The sequence below is a fragment of the Gilliamella sp. Occ4-3 genome (genome assembly GCF_001690675.1).
GTDB lineage: Bacteria > Pseudomonadota > Gammaproteobacteria > Enterobacterales > Orbaceae > Gilliamella > Gilliamella bombi.
On record NZ_LZHR01000022.1, the window covers coordinates 114,759 to 132,241 of the forward strand.

10 protein-coding genes are annotated in these 17,483 nt (G+C 36.1%); 3 read left to right on the plus strand and 7 right to left on the minus strand.

What is annotated here, in order from left to right; genetic code table 11:
• Nucleotides 1-67: 67 nt before the first annotated feature.
• Genes A9G44_RS02650 through lysA form a run of 4 tightly spaced genes read right to left on the minus strand, consistent with a single transcriptional unit; the run spans nt 68 to nt 5,517 of the window.
• Nucleotides 68-1,474 carry an amino acid permease gene (locus A9G44_RS02650; protein WP_034913741.1) on the minus strand — a complete coding sequence of 469 codons (1,407 nt, stop codon included), beginning with the start codon at nt 1,472-1,474 and terminating at the stop codon, nt 68-70.
• Nucleotides 1,475-1,528: 54 nt separating this feature from the next.
• Nucleotides 1,529-2,635, minus strand: coding sequence for an alanine/ornithine racemase family PLP-dependent enzyme (locus A9G44_RS02655; RefSeq protein WP_065589379.1), 1,107 nt, complete (start codon nt 2,633-2,635; stop codon nt 1,529-1,531).
• 25 nt (nt 2,636-2,660) lie between these two features.
• Nucleotides 2,661-4,067, minus strand: a complete 1,407-nt coding sequence (locus A9G44_RS02660; RefSeq protein WP_034913748.1) for an APC family permease — start codon at nt 4,065-4,067, stop codon at nt 2,661-2,663.
• 52 nt (nt 4,068-4,119) lie between these two features.
• On the minus strand, nt 4,120-5,517 hold the full coding sequence (gene lysA, locus A9G44_RS02665) for a diaminopimelate decarboxylase (RefSeq protein ID WP_065575037.1): 1,398 nt from the start codon (nt 5,515-5,517) through the stop codon (nt 4,120-4,122).
• A gap of 249 nt (nt 5,518-5,766) precedes the next feature.
• On the opposite strand from lysA, the gene A9G44_RS02670 reads away from it, so the two are divergent.
• Nucleotides 5,767-7,203: a sigma 54-interacting transcriptional regulator gene (locus A9G44_RS02670; protein WP_143426289.1), complete on the plus strand. Its 1,437-nt coding sequence runs from the start codon at nt 5,767-5,769 to the stop codon at nt 7,201-7,203.
• Here the strand turns inward: A9G44_RS02670 and A9G44_RS02675 are convergent.
• From A9G44_RS02675 to A9G44_RS02685, 3 genes are all read right to left on the minus strand, one after another.
• Nucleotides 7,196-8,377, minus strand: a complete 1,182-nt coding sequence (locus A9G44_RS02675) for an NAD(P)/FAD-dependent oxidoreductase (protein WP_034913757.1) — start codon at nt 8,375-8,377, stop codon at nt 7,196-7,198. The two genes, A9G44_RS02670 and A9G44_RS02675, sit on opposite strands and share 8 nt — an antisense overlap.
• Nucleotides 8,378-8,895: 518 nt before the next feature.
• A complete protein-coding gene (locus tag A9G44_RS02680) occupies nt 8,896-9,513 on the minus strand; it encodes an MFS transporter (protein ID WP_065609118.1) in 618 nt (205 codons plus the stop codon).
• Between the two features lie 14 nt (nt 9,514-9,527).
• On the minus strand, nt 9,528-11,051 hold the full coding sequence (locus A9G44_RS02685) for a fused MFS/spermidine synthase (RefSeq protein WP_065609119.1): 1,524 nt from the start codon (nt 11,049-11,051) through the stop codon (nt 9,528-9,530).
• A gap of 285 nt (nt 11,052-11,336) precedes the next feature.
• Here A9G44_RS02685 and gltB point away from each other — a divergent pair, with 285 nt between their 5' ends.
• Nucleotides 11,337-15,794, plus strand: a complete 4,458-nt coding sequence (gene gltB, locus A9G44_RS02690; RefSeq protein ID WP_065609120.1) for a glutamate synthase large subunit — start codon at nt 11,337-11,339, stop codon at nt 15,792-15,794.
• Nucleotides 15,795-15,807: 13 nt separating this feature from the next.
• Nucleotides 15,808-17,220: an FAD-dependent oxidoreductase gene (locus tag A9G44_RS02695; protein WP_065589372.1), complete on the plus strand. Its 1,413-nt coding sequence runs from the start codon at nt 15,808-15,810 to the stop codon at nt 17,218-17,220.
• Nucleotides 17,221-17,483: the final 263 nt, after the last annotated feature.

Genomic DNA, 17,483 nt, shown 5'->3' on the forward strand with positions numbered 1-17,483 from the left:
AAAATTAAATGTAATCACCTAAACCGATTTATTAGGTGATTACAAACAAATTAATAGGTCAATAAAATTAATCTAACGTTTTTATTATTAAAGAATTTCGTTTCTTATAAAAAAAGTAAGAAACCAAAATAATTATTACTAAAACAACTTCTGATAATAAAATAAAATGTCCTGACTCCCCAAACCAAACACCAATAATAATCACAATATTAACAATAATAGAAACCCCTGCTAGCCAAGGAAATAATGGCGATTTGAACTTTACCATCTCTTTGGGAAATTTACCGTTATTTACTCCCTTACGGAACTGATATTGACACCAAGCAATAATAATCCATGCAAAACATCCCACTTGCCCTGTTCCCGCTACTAAATAAATATACAATTTTTCAGCGGCAATATATTTAGAAAATAGTGAAACTAGCGCAATAATAGCAATAAATAAAATACCTTTTGTGGGCACTCCACGCTTATTTACGTCTGAAAAATATTGAGGTGCGAGTTTATCTTGTGCCATAGACCACAGCATTCTTGAACTGGCATAAATTGCAGAATTAGCCGCCGATATTGCCGCACAAAAAATAACAAAAAGCATTAAATACGAAGCTATTGAAATTCCTGCTTTATTAAATACCCACACAAATGGGCTAATTTCAGAATGAACCGTTCCATATGGATAAACAAGGGCTAAAACAGCAATAGCCAGAACATAAAATAGAATAATGCGAAAAGCAACACCAGTAATAATTTTGGGTAACACAGACTGTGGAGATTGCGCCTCACCAGCTGCACTACCAATTAATTCGACGCCTTGAAAGGAATAGGTCACGATAGTCATACAAACCAATATGGCTAAAAAACCATTAGGAAACCACCCTTTTTCGGTTTTAAATGTTGGTAAGATATGCGTTTCGCTATATTGGTGATTAAGTAAATAAATCCCCACCCCAATAAATGCAATAATCGCAAGAACCTTAATAGTTGAAAACCAATACTCACTTTCTCCAAATGCACGAACAGAGGTTAAATGCACTGAAGTAAGAACAATTAGAATTAATAGACTAAAAAGATAAATAGGAATCGAAGGGAAGGTTTGGTGAGCAATCATTGAAGCAGCGGTTAAATCTGCCGCCATAGATAGTACCCAACTAAGCCAATACAACCAACCGATGGTATAACTCCAAATCGGATTGGGTATAAACATCAACGCATAGTGTTGAAATGAACCTGCATGAGGAAATGCACAAGAAAGTTCACCTAAACATAACATTGTTGAAAGCATTATGCTTCCTGCCATTAAATAAGCAATAATTGTTCCTAATGGACCAACTGTGCTAAGTGGAGCTGCAATACCAATAAATAATCCAGTACCAATTGATCCACCTAATGAAATCATCAATAAATGACGATTTTTTAGGTTTTTCTTTAAATTACTACTGGGATAAGGGTTTTCTTGTGATTCAGATGTTGTCATATAAACCGCCTAGTAATTAATAAAAACTGCTGGTTACCCAGCAGTTAACACAAATTAATAAATAAACCGTTTTTCTACACCATTAGTTTGACAAGCCATTAGTAAAGCAGTGTAATCAAGCTCAAATCCAATAACATCGCCAACACGAAGTGTTTGAGTAACATCTTCAATATCAACCAAGGTATGATCACTGGTTTGACCCAATACAGTAATATCATCATTGATGGGTATACAGCTTTCTGCTGGCACATCTTGACGTCCAAAGGCAAGAAGTGCTCGTTTGCGTGTACCGCTATCAACAAAGGTTTTGCTGTTTAAAAAAGCATCTACACCTAATTCACCAACAGGAACTGTTGGTTTACTATTGAGTTCAATGATTTGCGCATATAATTTATAAATATTACTACATGCTTTATCAACGGGTTTATTTGAATGATGAAACTCGTCAAGATATTTCATATCCACATATTCAATACCAAACTCGTGTAAACCACCAATTCTCAAATGATTTAATCCTTCTGGCCAAATACCTTTATCCAATAAGTGGTAACTGGTACAATTACCGGCCGATAAATACTTTATTTTAATATTACAAACTTGCTCTACTTTACGCGCTATTTTTAAAAAGTCTACTCCATTTTTAACTGTAGGTAGTACAGTACCATAGCAATTAAAATTGGTGCCGAGCCCATAGAGCTCAACACCGGGTAAAGAAAGAATAAGTTTAACCGTATCAATGATTTCATCAATATGTTCAAACCAAATACCTTCGCGTAAATCCCCCATATCAACCATTAATAAAACTTGATGTACTTTTTGTTGTTTAACGGCTTCATCAGAAAGTGCCTGAATTACTGCTTTTTCGCTGTTTAAGCTAATATCAGCATATCTAACAACATCACTAATTTCACTTAAACAAGGGCTCCGTAATAAGCAGGTTTTACAATTTAAAGCATCTTTTAATTTCTTTAAATTGTATGTTCTTGATTCAGCAATCACATCAATACCGCCTTCAAGTACTGCTTTGGCCGTTTCAACACAACCATCAAAAACTTTATTAACAGCCATAACCTCAATACCGTGTTTAGCTAATAAATCTTTTTCAACACGAGCATTATTTCTTAATTTGCGTAAATCAATTTCTAATATAGGTTTGTACATAATTTTACTCCTCTATATATTATTACTACTGCAAACGGTTACGTTTTTGGGCTCGATAATAAATCCATTCAGCTAAACCAATGGCAAGTACTGCACCACCAACAATTTTAGCAATATATTCGACATACCCCCCCATATCTATTTGCGCAGGTGGAATAAACACTAATACCACAGCAAATAGAGTAGATAAGAAACCAAGTGCTGGTAACACAATTGGCAACACCTTACCCGGAATTTTAAAACTACGAGCAACATCTGGTTGAGTAATACGTAAACGATAATATGCAATAAACATCACTAAGTACGGAATAAAGTAACAAATTGTCGTTAACGCTGTTAACATCCAATATGCTGCTGCAATACTTGGCGACACAAAAGTTGAAAAACAAAGTACTGTAACAATAACAGCTTGAATAATTAACGCAAACGCTGGTGTTTTATATACTGGATGTAAACGACCGATGCGTTCTCCAAGCAAATTATCTTCTTTTGATGCTTCTTGTAGCATATAAATCGGACCAACTAACCATGAGTTTATTTGTCCTAATGCACCAAAAAACAAACAAATTGCCATTACTGGTAATAACCAAGGCATATGCAATTCTTTAGCTGCAGCTTCCATTGCTTGCATAACACCCGCTACGATATCAGTATCGGCTGCTGGTAATAAAGTATTAATAGCCCATGTTCCGACCATATAAATACCAACAATAACCACTGCTGAAACCAACATTGCTTTTGGAAAGTCTCGTTGTGGATCTCGTGTACGCCCTGCAATCATCGGAGCCACCTCAAGACCAGCAAATGCGAACATCATGCTAGATAGAAAAACAATAGTATCCCAACTACTTAAATCAGGTAACCAATCACTAACATGACTATAGCTTGTAGCCATAGGATGCCCTGTGAATAACCATACAACAGCTAATAGCACAATAATAGCGGCTGGAATAAACACACCAAGCCATGCACTCACACTATTAATAATCTTAGTCCATTGCATCCCTTTAATATTCATCAGTGTTAAAATCCAGAATACCACCATAGAGCCAACACCAATAAATACTTGATTTTGAGCTAACTCAGCGCTAAACATATACCCAATTGCAGTAAAACCAAATTGCAACATTAACGGGAAGAAAAGAACGCAAGAGAACAAAAAGCAAACAACAACTATCCAACCGATACGTTTACCAAATGCTTCTTTTACCCAAACAAAAATTCCACCATCTTTTGGCCAACCGGTTGAAAGTTCTCCACAAACCATAGCTAATGGGAAGAAAAGACAAAATGCAGCAAGTAACCAAAGTACCATTGCTGACGCCCCATAAGGAGCAACATTAGGAATTTGACGCAAACTTAGTATTGCAATGACATTCATAAAAACAATGTCTTTAATACCAAGTAGACTTGAATCTTTAGAATCACTCATAATAACCTCACTTTATCATATCTGGAGCATAAAATGCCCCAGATATTGATGATTAATATATGTCGTATCCAACCATATCTTCGTAAGTGTCCTCACGGCGAATCAATCTATCCTTGCCTTCTTTATCTATCATTACAACAGAAGTACGAGGACGATTGTTATAAACAGTTTGGCTTTCGATGGTATAAGCACCAGCATCAAGGAAAGCAACAATATCACCGATTTGAGTGTCTTTTGGCATTAAGAATTCTTCACCTTTAACACCGACATGGAAATAGTCACCACCATCACATAAAGGACCTGCCAATTTGATGTATTCATCATGTGTTTCATTGATTTTTGAAGCATTATAAACATAGAAGAACCAATCAAAATGTTGACTATCAGATAGCACACTATAACCAGCATCAACAAATTTCCACTCAACATGCTCTTCAATATTGCCATCTAAATCATAATTGGTTTTACGTTTTTCACAGGCAACTTCAGTTACAAGCACACCTGCTGAGCCTGTTACTTTACGGCCTGGCTCAATACAGATTTCAACATCAGTGCGCCATTTGTGTACTTCACTAATAACAGCATCAGCAAAATCTTGTGCAGTAATACCTGCATACATATTATCTTCTAATGGATTACCATTTTCTTCATCATATTTATAAGGAACAGGGATCCCCCCACCTACGTTGATTAAATCAAATTTAATACCAAGCACTTCTTCTAAGCGACGTGATTCATCAACTAAAACTTTCGTAGCTTTAGCAAAAGGCTCTGATTCTGGAACTTGATCACCAACGTGCATATGTAAACCGCGTAAATGAACATATGGCATTTCTAAAATACGACGACATGTTTCTTCTGCTTGTTCTAAATCGATACCTGATTTAGCATGATAAGCAGTGACTAATTCTGCGTGAGTTGCTGACGGAACATTTGGTTCAACACGCACACAAACATTTGCTACCTTTTTCAAACGTCTTGAAATCTCATCAATAATATCAAGCTCATATAAGCTATCTACGTTGATAATATACAGATCATTTTGAATAGCAAACTCTAAATCCACTGGCTTTTTAACAACACCATTAAACACAATTTGGCTACCAGAGAAACCGATATCTAAACATTTACGCACTTCAAACATTGAGTTCGCTTCGGCATAAATTCCTGCATCTTTAATCGCTTTAAGAACACCCATTACTGAACAAGTTTTTGATGCATAGAAAATTTTTGTTTTTGGATGAGCTTTAAATGCCTCTTTAATTTCTTGCACATTACGATCAATCTCCTTTTCAGAAAACACATAAAAAGGCGTTGGATATTTTTTGGCTAACTCTTCTAAATTAACACCATCAAAACAAAGTTTGCCACTTTCAGCGCTAAAACGACGATCTTTAGTTACAAGATCAGTGCGTAATTTGTTATAATTTGACATAATTTTGTCGGACATATAGCCTCCAGTTAATGATTACATAAAAAATAAGTAAAATGGCTTCTCACTTGTTGTGCAATCAGCATGCCAACTTTAAAAACAAAAATAATCAATATATTAACAAACAAAGCGCAAGTAAAAATTTAGTCATTTAGTATAAAATCAATTTTTATGACAAAAATTTGTCATTTTTATATGATAATTAACAGGCGTTTAAATTAAACAAAGCTAAATATAACAAATCACCCTAGTTCAAAAGGCACGAATATCATGACAATCGACCCTGAATTATTACAATCATTGGAAATATTTAAACATTTTTTTGATTTAATCCATCAACCAATGGCGATTATTGATAAAGAAGGCAAATATGTTTATTACAATCAGGAAAGTGCTGAACTTGATGGTTACCCTATAGAACAAGCTATAGGAAAACCAATGCTTAAAGTTTATCCCAAGATGCGAAAAGAAGACAGCACGATGTTGCAAGCCCTACAACATGGGAAAGAATATCAAAACAATTACCAAAGCTATTATAACCATGTAGGTAAACTTGTAGATTATATGCACACAACAGTTCCTCTTTATAATAAAAATCAAAAAATTATCGGCGCAATAGAAATAGGTCGAAATTTATCTACTGTTAGGCAATTACAAGACCAAGTATTCAAGCTCAATAGCAAGTTATATCAAAATAAAGAACAACCATTACCAGAAATTGTTTTTGTATCAAAAACAATGCAAGAGGTTATCGATCAAACTAACATCTTGGGAGCAAATGATGTTCCAGTATTAATAGTTGGCGAAACAGGAACAGGTAAAGAGCTATTTGCTCGTTTAATCCACCAAACAAGCCAACGCCGTGACAAAGCATTTATCTCGCTCAACTGTAGTGCACTACCAACCACACTGATTGAAAGCACCCTATTTGGTACGGTCAAAGGCGCATTTACGGGGGCTGAAAACCGACAAGGTTATTTAGAACTGGCTAACGGAGGCACATTATTCCTTGATGAATTAAATGCTATGCCTCTTGAAATGCAAAGTAAATTATTACGATTCTTACAAGAAAAAACCTACTGGCAATTAGGTGGTAATAAAGAAATGCATTCAGATGTTCGTATTGTTGCTGCCATGAATGAACCACCTACAGAACTATTAAAAACAGGAAAAATGAGAAGTGATCTGTTTTTTCGCTTAAACGTTGGTTTAATAAAACTCCCCGCTTTACGCGACAGAACAGAAGATATTCCAGTGTTAGCACGCTATTTTATTGATAAACATAAAAACGACGTCAATGTTGTAATTAGCGGTATCAGTGAACATGCACTACAACAATTAATATCAGCTCCTTGGCCCGGTAATGTCCGTATGCTTGAAAATACAATTGTCAGAAGTATGGTATTACAAAACGAACCGGGTGAATTACAGAATATTGTCCTTGATGAAGATCTATTCGATCTTAATAGTTCATCTTCTCAAAAAGATGATATCAATAAACCAGAAAATTTACCTATCAACACATCTACTGATGGAAACAACTTAATTGAACAAGTTGAAAACTATGAACGACAACTCATCATTAACGCATTAAATCAAGCCAACGGCAAAATTATAACGGCGGCAAAACTATTAAACATTTCACGCACAACGTTACAATACAAAGTAAAAAAATACCATATTCAAATGGGCGTAATTAATTAAACGATCGAGCACAAGCAAATGCACTGCTCCATGCCCATTGAAAATTATAGCCACCTAACCAACCTGACACATCAACAACCTCACCAATAAAATAGAGGTTGGGGTGTGTTTTAACTGCCATAGTTTTGGAAGACAACGCATCAGTACTTATACCACCAAGAGTCACCTCCGCAGTACGATAACCCTCAGTCCCATTTGGAGTAATATGCCAATGTGTTAAAGCATTATACAAGTCTTGCTGTTGTTTGGGATTAAGTTGCTTAACTATTATATCGTTTATCAAATTGAGCTGTATTAACACCTCAACAAGCCTTTTAGGTAAAACCTGTGCTAAACAATTTTTTATAGTTTGATTACGATTCTGCTCTAATAATGGTTTAAACGATGATTCGAATGTGAAATCAGGTAATAAATTAATAGTAATTGACTCTCCAGCCTGCCAATAGCTTGATATTTGCAAAATAGCTGGTCCTGAAATTCCTCGATGAGTAAATAATAGATTCTCCTTAAAACTAACTCTTTCATTAGAAACTTCAACAGCAACAGCAATACCTGACAAGGTTGATAATATATCAAGTAAAGGTTTATGTAACGTGAACGGTACTAATCCTGCTTTGACTGGTATCACTGGAATAGCCAATTTTTCGGCAATTTTATAACCAATTGAAGTCATGCCAAGGGCAGGCATCGATAAGCCTCCCGTAGCAATAATAAGATTATCACTATCAATAATGCCTTGAGAAGTATGTAATTTAAATCCTATTTTATCACTGCTAATATCTTCAACCTGAGTCTGCATCATAAAATGAACATGCCCTTTTTGACACTCGTTTAATAGCATATCAACAATATCTTGCGCTGAATTATCACAAAATAATTGCCCATGATCTTTTTCATGGTAAGCAATACCATACTGATTTACTAATTGGATAAAGTCCCACTGAGTAAATTGTTTCAAAGCTGATTTACAAAAATGAGGATTACAAGAAATATAATTACTAGGTTCAACCATTAAATTAGTAAAATTACATTTACCACCACCAGACATTAGAATTTTGCGTCCTAACTTTTTACCATTATCAATCACAGTAACATCATACCCTTTTTGCCCCAGTAAACCTGCGCAAAAAAGCCCAGCGGCGCCAGCACCCACAATCGTAATTTTAGTTTGCATTATTAATAGATCAAAAATAAAAGATAACAAATTATAACAGTATACAATTGTCACTCATAGTTATTGAATCAAATAACTTATTTTATACTCAAACACATAGTTACCTGAAACTTTTTAACAAGAAAGAAAAAGAACTTATATCCCATTTTCTAAAGCCAAATTTAAAAGCAACACCTTAACTTATAAAAAACAAAATAAATCATAAAAGTAAATACTACTATTAGCTTTATTAATGACGTTTATATAACTTATTAAAAGATCGACTTATAAATAATATTTATTAAGCCAGCATTCTTTTTATTTTTCATCCAATTATAAAGGTATGATTATGCAATTTTTATAAAAGGAGGGGAAATATATCAAAATAATCTTTATTACTTATTTAAACTTAATTAGTAGTAAAAAGCTTGTATTATTAAAATAATTAACTAATTGATTTTAATAATATATTGATAAACCAGCGACAACTATCACCGATTTATCATTTTTAATATCTTTAATAGTATTATTCTATCTTCTTATCCGCTCTTTTTTATTCGCATTTTATTAAAAAATAGATAAGCAGATATAGCAACAACAAAATTTCCTAGTGCAGCCAATATCGTTACAACATTAAGAGCAAAATAGTTAAATAAAATAAATCCTGTCAAAATTGCACCAATTGCCGCACCAAAAGTATTAATCGCATAAAGATGTCCTGTTGTTTGACCAATATTTTTCCAAAACTGTGCTATATAAGTAATTAAAATTGGAAGTGTTGCTCCCATCAAAAGGGCTGGAATAAGCACCAATAAGAAATTAACAATTGCAACAACAATTAAATTATAAACAATAAAGATATCACCGACAAATAAAATAAGTTGATAACTAATTATTCCAAATAAACCAATTCCAAATTCACTAAAACAAAAAAACTGTAGTGCTTTATTTGGGTATTTATCAACAATTTTTCCTCCTCCAAGAGCCCCTAAACCAAGTCCTAACATAAATGCCGATACAATAATTGCTACAGAATCAGCATCAGATCCAAAAGCCGAATAAAGAGCTCGTTGCCAAGCAACTTGATAAGTTAAGCCACTCATTCCAGAAATAAAAAATAGCGTGCTTAATAGTAGTGATTGTTTCTTACTTAACATAAAAGCGTCCTTAATTATTTGTCCAAATAACCATATTTATATTCAGTTATCATATTACTATCGGTGATAATTTCCGTATCTCGTCCTAAGTTATAAAGCTTTTCAACTTCATCTAGACTTAACAGTTTGGTTGCTAATGTTTTTTGGTAAGCACCGTTTTTAACTTGTTTAGACGCTTCATTAAACAATGGTTTGCCATCTAAAACCAACTTATCAAGGCGATTTTTAGCAACATTGTCATCAATGTTAATCTCTGAATCCGAGGCATAAATAAAGCCCATTGTACCCCAATAAGCATACTTAAATACCGATTGTGCCGTTTTTAATGTATCTAGCGAACGAGTACTATTAAATGCCAAAATACCATTAGGATTTAATGAATTATGTAATATATTCATCATTTCTTGCGATAATAGATTGGTTATTCCTGAACGCCAATGGTAAGTAGTATTCATAATAATTAAATCATACTTTTTATCACTATTTCGTTTAAGCCAACGTCGACCGTCATCAATATAGATATTAATTCGATGATCATCTAGTATTGGAGAAACAACTGGGTATTGTTTAATAATATCCAAGTAACCTTTATTAATTTCAATGGCGTCAATCGTTTCTAATGTAGGAAAACTTGATAAAGCACGCGTCCAAGCCCCACCACTAACCCCAATAACCAGCACTTTCTTAGGATTTGGATGAATTGCCGCTAATAAATAAAGCCGATTTAAGTCATTTATATCACTATCTGGATCTATATTTAAAATGCCATCATACATTCGATTTCCTACTACAATATTTTTCTGTCCATTCTTATTGTCATCGGCGATATGAATTACACCATAGCGATTTTCAATATAAGAATTGATAGATATGTCTTGTCCTAGGCTATCTCTGAAAATATAATCAGTGTGTTTATCTACAAAATAAAAGCAACTAATACCAAGTATAGCAAAGGCAGAAACAGAAACTGCCGATTTTTTAATTATCATCAAGCCACCTAATAAGATACAAACAATACCTATTAAAATAAACATTGATGAAATAGAAATATAATCAAGAAGAACTCCGCCAATTAATAAACTACCAAGCGTTGAGCCAATAATATTAAAAAAATAGACTTTAGAAACTGAAGCACCTACTTTTCCATTGCCAATATTCGTACCTAAATGGTGCACAATTGGAAATAATATTGCCTTTAAAGCTGCAACGACAAATATTAAAATACTACATATACGTATACATTGAGTTAAGCTATTTGGTTGATTTATGCTTTGAATAATAAATGGAATTAATATATCAATAAAACCAGCAAAAATTAAAACCATTCCTCCGGCCAATAGTAGGTTCGAATAGCGTGTACAAATTGCTTTACCTCGACTTGCACCAAAAGCAATACCTAATAGAAAAAAGAACAGTACAAGTGCAAAAGCATAGGGAGCACCACCTAACATAAAGCTAACGATTCTAAACCATAGCATTTCTTGACCTAAGCTCATCAATCCAACTAAAAGCGAAATGCACCAAGCAAAATATTTCATAGCGATTTTCCTACTCCTAACTAACTATTATTATTTAAGCTAATTATAGTTAATATATAATTAATTGCTAATATTTTAGACAATTATTCATTTTGCATCAAATACAACTAGATATAAACGTAATACAAACCGCCATTAGCTTTATTAATAACGCTATATTTGGAAGATTGACTTATAAATAATATTTATTTGACCAAAAACTAATTTTTGATTAACTTCACACGCAATATGGAATTAAAGCCTATTCCTTCTTAAATTATAAAACGATGAATTAGAGGCAATGATATGTTATATAACCAGCATCATGAAAAAGATAACTGTGGATTTGGTTTAATTGCTCACATTGAAGGACAACCAAGTCATAAAGTGGTGCGTACTGCAATTCACGGACTTGCCAGAATGCAACACCGTGGTGCCATTTTATCAGACGGTAAAACTGGCGATGGCTGTGGACTTTTATTACAAAAACCCGATCGATTTTTTAGATTAGTGGCACAAGATGCGGGCTGGCGTTTAGCAAGTAATTATGCCGTTGGTATGTTGTTTTTGAGCCAAGATGAAAAAGAAGCTCAAGTTAGCCGTGATATTGTCGAAGAAGAATTAGCCAATGAAACCTTATCTATTTTAGGTTGGCGTGAGGTACCAATTGATAAAAGTGTGCTTGGTGAAATTGCCCTATCATCATTGCCTAAAATTGAACAAGTCTTTGTTAATGCACCCGCTGGATGGACAAAAATTGATTTAGAACGCCGCCTATACATGGTGCGCCGTCGAATTGAAAAACGGGTACAAGACGATACATTTTACGTTTGTAGCTTCTCAAATCAGGTCAATATCTATAAAGGCTTATGTATGCCTAAAGATTTACCTCGATTCTATCTAGATTTGGCTGACATCCGAATGGAAACAGCAATTTGTTTATTTCATCAACGTTTTTCAACCAATACTGTACCTCGTTGGCCATTAGCGCAACCTTTTCGGCATTTAGCTCATAATGGTGAAATCAACACTATTGAAGGTAATAGACAATGGGCACAAGCACGTTCCTATAAATTTAAAACGCCACTCATTCCGGACTTACAAGATGCGGCACCTTTTGTTAATGTCACAGGTTCTGATTCAAGTTCATTAGATAACATGCTTGAGCTATTTCTTGTAGGAGGAATGGATATTGTACGAGCTATGCGCTTATTGGTTCCACCTGCATGGCAAAATAATCCTGACATGAACGAAGATCTGCGTGCTTTTTTCGACTTCAACTCAATGCATATGGAACCTTGGGATGGTCCTGCCGGTATTGTAATGTCTGACGGTCGTTATGCCGCATGTAACTTAGACCGTAACGGATTACGTCCTGCACGTTATGTAATAACGACAGACAAACTCATTACCTGTGCATCCGAAATCGGTATTTGGGATTATCAACCTGACGAAGTCGTCACTAAAGGACGCGTTGGTCCAGGTGAATTGTTAGTTATCGACACTGAAGAAGGTCGCATTTTACAATCGTCTGAAACAGACAACGATTTACAAAAACGTCATCCATATAAAGAATGGATGGAAAAAAATGTTAAAAGACTGATCCCTTTTGAAAACCTACCTGATGATAACATTGGCTCTCGATATTATGACGATATCTTGCTAGCAACTTATCAAAAACAATTTGGTTATAGTGCTGAAGAGCTCGACCAATGTATTCGAGTGCTAGGTGAAAACGGTCAAGAAGCCACCGGCTCAATGGGCGATGACACACCATTTGCGGTACTATCAACAAGGCCTCGCTCAATTTATGATTATTTTCGTCAAAAATTTGCTCAGGTAACAAATCCGCCTATCGACCCACTACGCGAATCACACGTTATGTCACTTTCAACCAGTATTGGCCGTGAAATGAACGTGTTTGCCGAAGCAGAAGGTCAGGCGCATCGTGTTGCGTTCAAATCCCCTGTTTTGGTCTATTCAGATTTTAAACAATTAACAGCATTAGAGTCACGTTATTACAAATCAGAATCCTTAGATATCACTTATGAAATCGATGGTAGCCTGCGCGATGCCATTGAACAATTATGTGGTGATGCTGAAGCAAAAGTTCGCAATGGCACGGTATTATTGATTTTATCAGATAAAAATATAGCACCTGATCGCTTACCAATTCCTGCGCCTATGGCAGTTGGAGCTGTTCAGCAACGCTTAGTTGAAAAAAACTTACGTTGCGATGCTAATATCATTGTCGAAACCGCAAGCTGCCGTGATCCACATCAATTTGCGGTACTTCTTGGTTTTGGTGCAACCGCAATTTACCCTTATTTAGCCTACGAAATCTTAGGCCAAATGATCGATAATAGCACAATAAAAAAATCTTACCGTGAAGCCATTCTTAATTATCGTAATGGAATTAACAAAGGCTTATATAAAATTATGTCAAAAATGGGCATTTCAACCGTCGCCTCTTACCGCTGTTCAAAACTATTTGAAGCAGTTGGTTTAAATAAAGAGGTTGTTGAACTTTGTTTCCAAGGAGTTACTAACCGTATTAATGGTGCCAATTTTGATGATTTTGCACAAGATCAATTTAACTTATCAAAAAGTGCATGGCTGAAAAGAAAACCATTAGAACAAGGTGGGTTACTTAAATATGTTCATGGTGGTGAATATCATGCTTATAATCCTGATGTAGTACAGTCACTACAAAAAGCAGTCAATAATGGCAATTATGAAGATTACAAACGCTATGCCGATATCGTCAACAACCGCCCTATTGCCACCTTGCGTGATTTATTAAAGCTCAATCCACCTGAAAACACAGCTATTCCACTTGATCAAGTCGAACCAGAAGAATCACTGTTCAAACGCTTTGACTCGGCAGCCATGTCAATTGGTGCGCTAAGCCCTGAAGCACATGAATCCCTTGCCGAAGCAATGAACACGCTCGGTGGTTTTTCAAATTCAGGCGAAGGCGGTGAAGATCCAGCTCGCTACAACACCATAAAAGTATCACGCATAAAACAAGTTGCATCAGGTCGTTTTGGTGTAACACCAAGTTACTTAATGAGTGCCGATGTTATTCAAATCAAAGTAGCACAAGGAGCAAAACCGGGGGAAGGTGGTCAGTTACCTGGCGACAAAGTCACCCCATATATTGCTAAATTGCGTTTTTCTGTACCGGGTGTCACACTTATTTCACCACCACCTCATCACGACATTTACTCGATTGAGGATTTGGCACAATTAATATTTGACCTAAAACAGATTAACCATAATGCCATGATTTCGGTTAAATTAGTATCAGAGCCAGGCGTTGGCACAATCGCAACTGGAGTTGCTAAAGCCTATGCCGACTTAATTACCATTTCTGGCTATGATGGTGGAACAGGCGCCAGCCCATTAACTTCAGTCAAATATGCTGGTTCTCCTTGGGAATTAGGGTTAGTTGAAACTCAGCAATCATTAGTCGCCAATGGGTTACGTCACAAAATACGTTTACAAGTAGACGGTGGTTTAAAAACGGGCACTGATATTGTCAAAGCAGCTATTTTAGGTGCTGAGAGTTTTGGATTTGGAACAGGGCCAATGGTTGCCTTAGGTTGTAAATATCTGCGTATTTGCCACCTTAATAACTGTGCAACGGGTGTTGCAACGCAAGACGAAAAACTGCGTAGCGAACATTATCATGGCCTGCCAGAAAAGGCGATAAACTATTTCCGCTTTATTGCGCGTAACACGCGAGAAATTATGGCCGAGCTAGGTGTCAGTCGTATCGTCGATTTGATAGGACGCACCGATCTGTTATTAGAACTTGATGGCATCACGGCAAAACAACAAAAACTTGACCTATCAGGACTGCTTGAAACAGCAAAACCTATTGATGGCAAACCAGTTTATTGTATTGAAGACAATAAACCATTTGATAAAGGTGTGCTAAATAAAGAGATCATCACACAAGCACAACAATTTGTTGATAATCGCCAAAGCCAAAGCTTCTATTTTGATATACAAAATACCGATCGCTCTGTAGGTACTAGTTTATCTGGCTATATTGCCAAAAAATATGGTGACCAAGGTCTTGTTGCTGATCCTATTTCGCTTAACTTTAACGGCACTGCGGGTCAAAGTTTTGGTGTTTGGAACGCTGGAGGTGTGGACTTAACACTCACAGGCGATGCCAATGATTATGTTGGTAAAGGCATGGCTGGCGGTCGTATTGTGATTCGACCACCGCAAGGCTCAGCATTTTTAAGCCATGAAGCAACCATTGCCGGTAATACCTGCTTATATGGTGCAACTGGAGGAAAACTCTTTGCCGCTGGACGTGCTGGAGAACGATTTGCGGTACGTAATTCTGGTGCAATTAGTGTTGTTGAAGGCATTGGTGACAATGGCTGTGAATATATGACAGGCGGTATTGTCTGCGTATTAGGCAAAACAGGAGTTAACTTTGGTGCAGGTATGACAGGTGGTTTTGCTTATATTTTAGATGAAGATAGTGATTTCCATAAACGCATAAATAAAGAGTTAGTGGAACTATTGAATGTTGCTGATTACTCAATTCACGAAGAACATTTACGTGGTTTAATAATGGAGCACGCTCAACTTACCCATTCATCACGCGCGGAAGAGATTTTGGCTAATTGGGATGATTATTCAAAACAATTTGTATTAGTCAAACCAAAATCGAGTGATGTAACAGCACTACTTGGGCACCGCAGTCGCTCATCAGCAGAATTACGTATTCAAGCACAGTAAGGAGAACACGAAAATGAGTCAAAATGTTTATCAATTTATCGATTTACAACGTGTTGATCCGCCTAAAAAATCGTTAAATATTCGCAAAATTGAATTTGTTGAAATTTATGAAGGATTTTCTGCTCCACAATCACAAGCACAGGCTGATCGTTGCCTTGCTTGTGGCAATCCATATTGTGAATGGAAATGCCCTGTGCATAACTATATTCCCAATTGGTTAAAATTGGTTAATGAAGGCAAAATATTAGAAGCGGTTGAACTCTCACATCAAACCAACAGCCTGCCTGAAGTTTGTGGTCGAGTTTGCCCACAAGATCGCCTTTGCGAAGGCTCTTGTACTTTAAATGCTGAATTTGGCGCAGTTACCATAGGTAATATAGAGCGTTATATTACTGATGAAGCATTTAGAATGGGTTGGAAACCTAATTTATCAAACGTCGAAAAAACAGGATTGAAAGTTGCAGTTATTGGTGCTGGTCCTGCTGGCCTTGCTTGTGCCGATGTCTTAGTCCGCAATGGCGTAACGCCAGTTGTGTTTGACCGTCACCCTGAAATTGGTGGACTACTCACCTTTGGCATCCCGGCGTTTAAACTTGATAAAGAAGTATTAATCAACCGAAGACATATTTTTACTGAAATGGGCATTGAGTTCCGTCTAAATACTGAGGTCGGTAAAACGGTACAATTAACCGATTTAATCAACGAATTTGATGCAGTTTTTGTGGGAGCTGGAACTTATCAATCAATGCGAGCGGGTCTTCAAAACGAAGATGCCAACGGCGTTTATGATGCCTTACCATTTTTAATTGCCAACACTAAACACATAATGAAACATGCGCAAACCCAAGATACTCCTTACATTGACATGAAAAACAAACGTGTTGTGGTATTAGGTGGTGGTGATACTGCAATGGACTGTGTACGAACATCTATTCGTCAAGGTGCAACTGAAGTTACTTGTGCTTATCGCCGAGACGAAGCCAACATGCCGGGCTCAAAACGAGAAGTCAAAAACGCCAAAGAAGAAGGCGCACAGTTCCAATTTAACGTACAACCTCTCAGCATTGAAATTAACAGTACAGGACAAGTAACAGGCATAAAAATGGTAAGGACAGAACTCGGCGAGCCAGATGCAAAAGGACGACGCTCGCCAGTAATTATCGAAGGTTCTGAATTTATTCTTCCTGCCGATGCAGTAATTATGGCTTTTGGATTCAAACCACATGCCATGCCTTGGCTTGCTCAGCATGGTGTCGAATTTGACCCACAAGGCAAAATTATCGCACCCGAAGCTAACAGCTACCAAACCACCAATCCAAAAATCTTTGCTGGTGGCGATGCTGTTCGTGGTTCTGATCTAGTTGTCACTGCCATTAGCGAAGGTCGCAAAGCGGCTGAAGGTATCTTAGATTACTTAGAGATTTAGCGACTATCTTGCTTTCAATCAAAATTACTTTAAATAAAAAACAAACCCGCTTTAAAACAGCGGGTTTTTAATGATTCGAGTTTTTATTTTTAATTTTAGTAGCTCAGATTTAATCTAACAGATACTTATTACTCATTAGCATTCATTTCAACAAAATCGAGTTAACTTGTTGTAATATTATATGCTTCTTCTATTTGCAGAATAAATAAGAAAACAGTAAAATTAGCGATTTTACTATTATCGTTACACTAAAAATTAACGTT

Coding starts and splice junctions, on each gene's coding strand:
- A9G44_RS02695 (WP_065589372.1), top strand. CDS start 15,808: ATGAGTCAAAATGTTTATCAATTTATCGATTTACAACGTGTTGATCCG.
- A9G44_RS02660 (WP_034913748.1), bottom strand. CDS start 4,067: ATGAGTGATTCTAAAGATTCAAGTCTACTTGGTATTAAAGACATTGTT.
- gltB (WP_065609120.1), top strand. CDS start 11,337: ATGTTATATAACCAGCATCATGAAAAAGATAACTGTGGATTTGGTTTA.
- A9G44_RS02655 (WP_065589379.1), bottom strand. CDS start 2,635: ATGTACAAACCTATATTAGAAATTGATTTACGCAAATTAAGAAATAAT.
- A9G44_RS02675 (WP_034913757.1), bottom strand. CDS start 8,377: ATGCAAACTAAAATTACGATTGTGGGTGCTGGCGCCGCTGGGCTTTTT.
- A9G44_RS02685 (WP_065609119.1), bottom strand. CDS start 11,051: ATGAAATATTTTGCTTGGTGCATTTCGCTTTTAGTTGGATTGATGAGC.
- A9G44_RS02680 (WP_065609118.1), bottom strand. CDS start 9,513: ATGTTAAGTAAGAAACAATCACTACTATTAAGCACGCTATTTTTTATT.
- A9G44_RS02650 (WP_034913741.1), bottom strand. CDS start 1,474: ATGACAACATCTGAATCACAAGAAAACCCTTATCCCAGTAGTAATTTA.
- lysA (WP_065575037.1), bottom strand. CDS start 5,517: ATGTCCGACAAAATTATGTCAAATTATAACAAATTACGCACTGATCTT.